At 59.6% G+C, this 869-nt stretch carries 1 protein-coding gene; it reads right to left on the bottom strand.

From position 1 onward, the window contains the following. On the bottom strand, positions 1–869 hold an 869-nt coding region (gene ligD, locus NKH36_RS34700), incomplete at both ends, for a non-homologous end-joining DNA ligase (protein WP_352966316.1).

Below are 869 nucleotides of genomic sequence, written 5' to 3' on the forward strand. Positions count from 1 at the left end.
TGGTCGGCGAGCTGTCCCTTGGTAATGTTGGACTCCGGATAGATGACGCGGTCACGGTTACTTATCGCGATGCCGGTTGTCGCAGACGCGGCGAGATCGGCTGCATGACGTTCCGTCTCGAGCACGACCGCCTCCGGCTTCTTGTCTTCGCGGAGACCAAGATAGCTCGGATGTCGTAACGTCCCTTCATTTGTCATTTCGGTGAAGGCAATCTCAGCGACCAGTTTCGGACGGAGCCAGTGTGCGCCGCGCACTTCGGCGCGTGGTGCGTCGACGGTCGCGGCCTTCTGCTCAAGCGGCGCCATGATCATCAAGAGACGAAGAAGTTCAGCGGTATCGAAGCCGGTGCCGACTTTCCCGGCGTAACGCAGCTTGCCGCCGTCATGAACGCCAAGGATCAAGGACCGAAACGCGCGGACCTTGTCGGACGGCGTCCAGCCGACAATCACAAATTCCTGCCGCCTGATGCATTTGATCTTCAGCCAGCTTGCGCCGCGGGCCGCCACATAACTCGAATCCGCGAGCTTTGAGATGACGCCCTCAAGGCCGGCTGCGCAGAAGCGATCGAGCAGCTCTTCTCCGCGGCCGAGGATATGGTCGGAGTAACGAAGGACCGGATTTTTCGCAGGCAAGATCGCCTCCAGCTTCGCCTTGCGCTCAAGAAGAGGAAGCCTTGTCAGATCTTCGCCGTCGAGCTGCAGCAGATCGAACGCATAAAAGTCGATAGTCGCCGGGGCACCCTTCAATGCATTCTGAAGCGCCTGGAAGTTAGATCTTCCTTCCCCATCGACAACCACGGCCTCGCCGTCAATCAGGGCGGAGCGCACCTTGAGCTTGCGAGCCTCGGAGAGGATCGAGGGAAAACGGCT

This window comes from Mesorhizobium sp. M1312, from assembly GCF_040318115.1.
Taxonomy (GTDB): domain Bacteria; phylum Pseudomonadota; class Alphaproteobacteria; order Rhizobiales; family Rhizobiaceae; genus Mesorhizobium.